This window comes from Mesorhizobium sp. M7A.F.Ca.CA.002.05.1.1 (genome assembly GCF_003998335.1).
Classification (GTDB): Bacteria; Pseudomonadota; Alphaproteobacteria; order Rhizobiales; family Rhizobiaceae; genus Mesorhizobium.
The window spans coordinates 1-5831 of the sequence record NZ_RZQI01000344.1 but is presented as its reverse complement, the minus strand read 5'-3'; the positions used below and the strand labels follow the sequence as shown (position 1 = coordinate 5831).

General features: G+C 60.9%; 5 protein-coding genes. 4 read left to right on the top strand and 1 reads right to left on the bottom strand.

The window, feature by feature from the left end; translation table 11 throughout:
- From aroA to rpsA, 4 genes are all read left to right on the top strand, one after another.
- On the top strand, positions 1–1324 hold a 1324-nt coding region (gene aroA, locus EN939_RS18110), incomplete at its 5' end, for a 3-phosphoshikimate 1-carboxyvinyltransferase (RefSeq protein WP_245473110.1).
- A gap of 10 nt (positions 1325–1334) precedes the next feature.
- A complete protein-coding gene (locus tag EN939_RS18105; protein ID WP_127269105.1) occupies positions 1335–2141 on the top strand; it encodes an Abi-alpha family protein in 807 nt (268 codons plus the stop codon).
- A gap of 151 nt (positions 2142–2292) precedes the next feature.
- Complete coding sequence (gene cmk / locus EN939_RS18100; RefSeq protein WP_127269104.1) at positions 2293–2934, top strand: (d)CMP kinase; 642 nt, start codon at positions 2293–2295, stop codon at positions 2932–2934.
- Positions 2935–3142: 208 nt separating this feature from the next.
- Positions 3143–4840 (top strand): 30S ribosomal protein S1, encoded by a 1698-nt coding sequence (rpsA, locus tag EN939_RS18095; RefSeq protein ID WP_013528183.1) that lies wholly within the window; start codon positions 3143–3145, stop codon positions 4838–4840.
- Positions 4841–4944: 104 nt separating this feature from the next.
- Here rpsA and EN939_RS18090 read toward each other — a convergent pair whose 3' ends face one another.
- Positions 4945–5652: an SDR family NAD(P)-dependent oxidoreductase gene (locus EN939_RS18090; RefSeq protein WP_127269103.1), complete on the bottom strand. Its 708-nt coding sequence runs from the start codon at positions 5650–5652 to the stop codon at positions 4945–4947.
- Between the last annotated feature and the right edge of the window lie 179 nt (positions 5653–5831).

Below are 5831 nucleotides of genomic sequence, written 5' to 3'. Positions count from 1 at the left end.
CCAATCCCCAGCCCTTTCCGGCATCGCGCGCGTGCCGGGCGACAAGTCGATCTCGCACCGTTCCTTCATGTTCGGCGGCCTCGCCTCCGGGGAGACCCGCATCACCGGCCTGCTCGAAGGCGAGGACGTGATGCGCACGGGTGCGGCCATGAAGGCAATGGGCGCGCATATCGAGAAGAACGGCGACGAGTGGGTGATCCGCGGCACCGGCAATGGGGCGCTGCTGCAGCCGGAAGGCCCGCTCGATTTCGGCAATGCCGGCACCGGCTCGCGGCTGACCATGGGCCTTGTCGGCACTTATGACATGGAGACGACCTTCATCGGCGATGCCTCGCTGTCGGGCCGGCCGATGGGCCGCGTGCTCGAACCCTTGCGCCAGATGGGCGTGCAGGTGCTGAAGGCGACACCGGGCGACCGCATGCCGATCACACTGCATGGACCGAAGCATGCCGCGCCGATCACCTATCGCGTGCCGATGGCCTCGGCGCAGGTGAAGTCCGCAGTGCTGCTCGCCGGCCTCAACACGCCCGGTATCACCACAGTCATTGAACCCGTCATGACGCGCGACCACACCGAAAAGATGCTGAAGGGGTTTGGCGCCAATCTGTCGGTCGAGACCGACGAACGCGGCGTGCGCCACATCTTCATCGAAGGCCAGGGCAAGCTGACCGGCCAGACCATCGCCGTGCCGGGCGACCCGTCCTCGGCCGGCTTCCCGCTGGTGGCCGCACTGATCGTGCCGGGTTCGGACATCACAATCGAGAACGTGCTGATGAACCCGACCCGCACCGGCCTGCTTTTGACGCTGCAGGACATGGGCGGCAAGATCGACATCCTCAACCCGCGTAATGCCGGCGGCGAGGATGTCGCCGATCTGCGCGTGCGTTACTCCGAGCTGAAGGGCGTCATCGTGCCGCCCGAGCGGGCGCCGTCGATGATCGACGAGTACCCAGTGCTCGCGGTCGCCGCCAGCTTCGCCGAGGGCGAAACGCTGATGCAGGGGCTGGAGGAGCTGCGGGTGAAGGAGTCCGACCGGCTGTCTGCCGTCGCCAATGGTCTGAAGCTCAACGGTGTCGACTGCACCGAGGGCGAGGCTTCGCTTGCCGTGCGCGGCAAACCGGGCGGCAAGGGGCTTGGCGGCCATCCCAACGGCCAGGACACGACGGTGCAGACCCATCTCGACCACCGCATTGCAATGAGCTTTCTGGTGATGGGGCTGGCGACCGAAAAGCCGGTGACCATCGACGATCAGGCGATGATCGCGACCAGCTTTCCGGAATTCATGGGGCTGATGACGGGGCTGGGCGCGGAGATTGGAGCTTGAGGGCGATAAAATGGGCGAGAGCGAGTCTGGTAAGAAGGTAGGGATAAATATCGACGTTGGCATAGGAGCCAAAGCTGAGATAAAGGCGGAAATTCCGCCCCAATCTTCCGGTCGCTTGCTAGATGCCTTGACGGATATCATCCGACCGATATCAGAGGCTCGTGGTTTGCGCGCAGATCAGATTCGGCTTCAACGGGAGGACGTTCTAGTCGAGATAGCCAAGATTGCCCGAAAGCGCCTAGACATAGAAAGCGGCCAATTTAGTCCAATTCCTAACAAGGTATTGATTCCCGCTCTCGAGAAAGCCTCTCTCGAGAGCCCTGATGATGCTGAAATGATGGAAAGATGGGCGGAGCTTATTGCCAGCGCAGCGACAGGCAGCGGGATATCCCCCCATCTCGTAAACGTACTATCTGAGCTCTCTTCAAATCAGGCTGGCCTCTTGGAGAGAATATTCTGGATAGGGAACGCGACAGATGAGAAAGAATACAAAACCGACCAGGAAGATCGGCAGTACAGAGATCGAGTAAATTCGATCGTATCAGAGGCGCCGATTATTCATCATCCCCGTAGAACGTTAATTCTTGCGGGGGCTATTCGTAGACTCATTTCGATTGATGATCCTTACGAGTCATTTTTTTATTTTGCACAATGCATTTTGCCCGGACCCGGCTCCTTCTACATGAGCGCCTCTGTATCGAGCAAAGAATTTGGCGCGTTAAACTATATGCAAGACGTTTATAATGAAGGTATAAAAGTTGATATCGCCGTACTTAGGAATTTGTCTCTAATTGAAAAAAAAGGATATTTCGTTTGAAATGAGAGATAGCACCATAGTATGCTCTGTTGAGCTGTATCGGATTTCCTCATTTGGCTATTACTTCTTAAAAATGTGCTCACATAATATTAGAGAATTCATGGACAATTCCGGAAAGAAAGACGATGAACTTCGATAAATCGGGAAAACTATGACGATAGTCGCCATCGACGGCCCCGCCGGTGCCGGCAAAGGCACGCTGGCGCGACGGCTGTCCGACCATTACCACCTCAACCTGCTCGACACCGGCCTCACTTATCGCGCCGTCGCCCATGCGCTGCTGCGGCTGGGCCTGCCGCTCGACAATGTCTCGGCGGCGGAAACCGCTGCCCGTCAGGTCGACCTGGCAAAGCTCGACCGGGCGGTGCTGTCAGCGCATGCGGTCGGCGAGGCAGCCTCGAAGGTCGCCGTGTACCCGACGGTGCGGCGCATCCTCGTCGAGAAACAACGCGACTTCGCCAAGACGCCGCCCGGGGCCGTGCTCGACGGCCGCGACATCGGCACCGTCGTCTGCCCCGACGCCGACATCAAACTCTATGTGACGGCCAGCGCCGAGGTGCGGGCACAGCGCCGGTTGGCCGAGATCGAGAGCATCGGCGGGACCGCTGATTTCACCGAGATCCTCGCCGATATCGTGCGCCGCGACGAGCGCGACATGGGTCGAGCGGACTCACCGTTGAAGCCGGCGGTCGACGCGCACTTGCTTGATACCAGCGAAATGGCTATAGAAGCCGCGTTTCTTGCAGCCATGGCGATCATAGACGACGTGCTAGCCAAGAGAGACAAGGCCTGATCCGGGTTTTCCCTCGTATTTCCGTTGTCGGAGGCGAAGAAAATACCCATATCGGGCACGAACCAGCCTGCCAGCATTCTTCATGCGCCGGAATTGCCGCTTAAAAAGCGGCCCAGGGTTTTTGTAGCCCGGAACGCCGGCAGGCCAACGCAACGCTAACCTACGGCGCCCGTCCCGCTTCTAGATGCGGGGCACTCCAGGAGAAACAATGTCAGCTGCAAATCCCACTCGCGATGATTTCGCGAGCCTGCTCGAAGAATCATTTACCACAGGCCATTCCGGCGAAGGTCAGGTCGTCAAGGGTACGATCACCGCGATCGAAAAGGACATGGCCATCATCGACGTCGGCCTCAAGGTCGAAGGCCGCGTGCCGCTGAAGGAATTCGGCGTCAAGGGCAAGGACACCACCCTCAAGGTCGGTGACACCGTCGAAGTCTATGTCGAGCGCATCGAAAACGCGCTTGGCGAAGCGATGCTTTCCCGCGAGAAGGCCCGCCGCGAAGAGAGCTGGGTTCGTCTCGAAGAGAAGTTCACCAAGGGTGAGCGCGTCGAAGGCGTCATCTTCAACCAGGTCAAGGGCGGCTTCACTGTCGACCTCGACGGCGCCGTGGCCTTCCTGCCGCGCAGCCAGGTCGATATCCGCCCGATCCGCGACGTCTCCCCGCTGATGCACAACCCGCAGCCCTTCGAGATCCTCAAGATGGATCGTCGCCGCGGCAACATCGTGGTGTCGCGCCGTACCGTGCTCGAAGAGAGCCGCGCCGAACAGCGTTCGGAAATCGTGCAGAACCTCGAAGAAGGCCAGGTTGTCGAAGGCGTCGTCAAGAACATCACCGACTATGGTGCGTTCGTCGACCTCGGCGGCATCGACGGCCTGCTGCATGTCACCGACATGGCATGGCGCCGCGTCAACCATCCGACCGAAATCCTCAACATCGGTCAGACGGTCAAGGTGCAGATCATCCGCATCAACCAGGAAACCCACCGCATCTCGCTCGGCATGAAGCAGCTCGAGAGTGATCCGTGGTCCGAGATCGGCACCAAGTTCCCGATCGGCAAGAAGATCAAGGGTACCGTCACCAACATCACCGACTACGGCGCGTTCGTCGAGCTGGAGCCGGGCATCGAGGGTCTCATCCACGTTTCGGAAATGTCGTGGACGAAGAAGAACGTGCATCCCGGCAAGATCCTGTCGACGACCCAGGAAGTCGACGTGGTGGTGCTCGAGGTCGATCCGGCCAAGCGCCGCATCTCGCTCGGCCTCAAGCAGACGCTCGAGAATCCGTGGCAGGCTTTCGCCTCTAGCCATCCGGTCGGCAGCCAGGTCGAGGGCGAGGTCAAGAACAAGACCGAGTTCGGCCTGTTCATCGGCCTCGAAGGCGACGTGGACGGCATGGTGCACCTTTCCGACCTCGACTGGACCCGTCCGGGCGAGCAGGTCATCGAAGAGTACAATCGCGGCGACATGGTCAAGGCGCAGGTGCTCGATGTCGACATCGACAAGGAGCGTATCTCGCTCGGCATCAAGCAGTTGGCCAAGGATACGGTCGGCGAAGCGGCGACTTCAGGCGAACTGCGCAAGAACGCGGTCGTCACCTGCGAAGTCATCGGCGTCAAGGATGGCGGTCTGGAAGTGCGGCTGGTCGACAGCGGCATCGAGACCTTCATCAAGCGCTCCGATCTGAGCCGTGACCGCGACGAGCAGCGCCCCGAGCGCTTCACCGTTGGCCAGAAGGTCGATGCCCGCGTCATCGCCTTCGACAAGAAGACCCGCAAGCTGCAGGTCTCGATCAAGGCGCTGGAAATCGCCGAAGAGAAGGAAGCGGTCGCTCAGTACGGCTCGACCGACTCCGGCGCTTCGCTGGGCGACATCCTGGGTGCCGCGCTGAAGAAGCAGGGCAGCTAAGCTTCGGCTGTCTGCCGCGCCTCGCGCGCGGCCTCAACAAAAACCCCGCCGGAGCGATCCGGCGGGGTTTTTCTTTGACTTGACCGACGTGAAGGGTTGGAAGGTTACGCCCTGCCGTAAAGCGGCACCAGCGTGCCGCTCATCGCCTGATTGGCCGGCGAGGCAAGGTAGGCGATGGCCTCGGCGGCGGCTTCGAGGCTGCCCCATCTGGTGACATCGGCATCCGGCATGTCGGCGCGGTTTGCCGGCGTATCGAGTGTCGACGGCGCCACGGCATTGACCAGGATGCCCCTGTGCTTCAGCTCTTCGGCCATCGCCACCGTCATCGCGGCAACCGCCGCCTTGCTGGCGGCGTAAGCGACCATGCCAGCGCCGCGCCGCGGATCGAGCCCGGCGCGCGCCGTGACGTTGACGATGCGGCCCGCCGTGTCCGACGACAGCATTGAGCGGATCGCGGCGCGGCAGCACAGGAAGGCGGTGCGTGCATTGGTGTCCATCATCTCGGCAAAGGACGCCGACTCGATCTTTTCCACCGGTGCGGCGGTGAAGCCGCCGGCCAGGTGGATTGAGCCCCACAGGCCTGGAACCTGACTGTAGAACGCTTCGACCTTGGCAGGGTCCGAGAGATCGACATTGTGCACCAACTGGACACGGTCATGCGCGGCGAAGGGAAAATGCGCTGGTGCGGCGGCATGGGCGTTGGGCACATGGCAGATCGCGCCGTCACTCAGCAGTTTGCCGACAACCGCACCGCCGAGCGCACCGGTTCCACCGGTCACGACGATATGCTTGCCTTCAAGTGTTTCCGTCATCTTGGACGCTCCTGTCATTTTTTTATCGTTAGGTCGTTTCTGTGCCGCCGACGCGAAGCGTCGCGCCTTTTGCCCCGTCACTCAATTGACATCTCGACATGGCAGTTGTCGCGTCTTTGCATGCGTCCGCCCACCGGCCGGCCGTGGTTCAGGGCGGCGAGACGGGAAATACGTAGCAC

Bases quoted from the DNA above. Each gene is read 5' to 3' on its own strand.
- EN939_RS18105 (WP_127269105.1), top strand. From the start codon at position 1,335: ATGGGCGAGAGCGAGTCTGGTAAGAAGGTAGGGATAAATATCGACGTT.
- cmk (WP_127269104.1), top strand. From the start codon at position 2,293: ATGACGATAGTCGCCATCGACGGCCCCGCCGGTGCCGGCAAAGGCACG.
- rpsA (WP_013528183.1), top strand. From the start codon at position 3,143: ATGTCAGCTGCAAATCCCACTCGCGATGATTTCGCGAGCCTGCTCGAA.
- EN939_RS18090 (WP_127269103.1), bottom strand. From the start codon at position 5,652: ATGACGGAAACACTTGAAGGCAAGCATATCGTCGTGACCGGTGGAACC.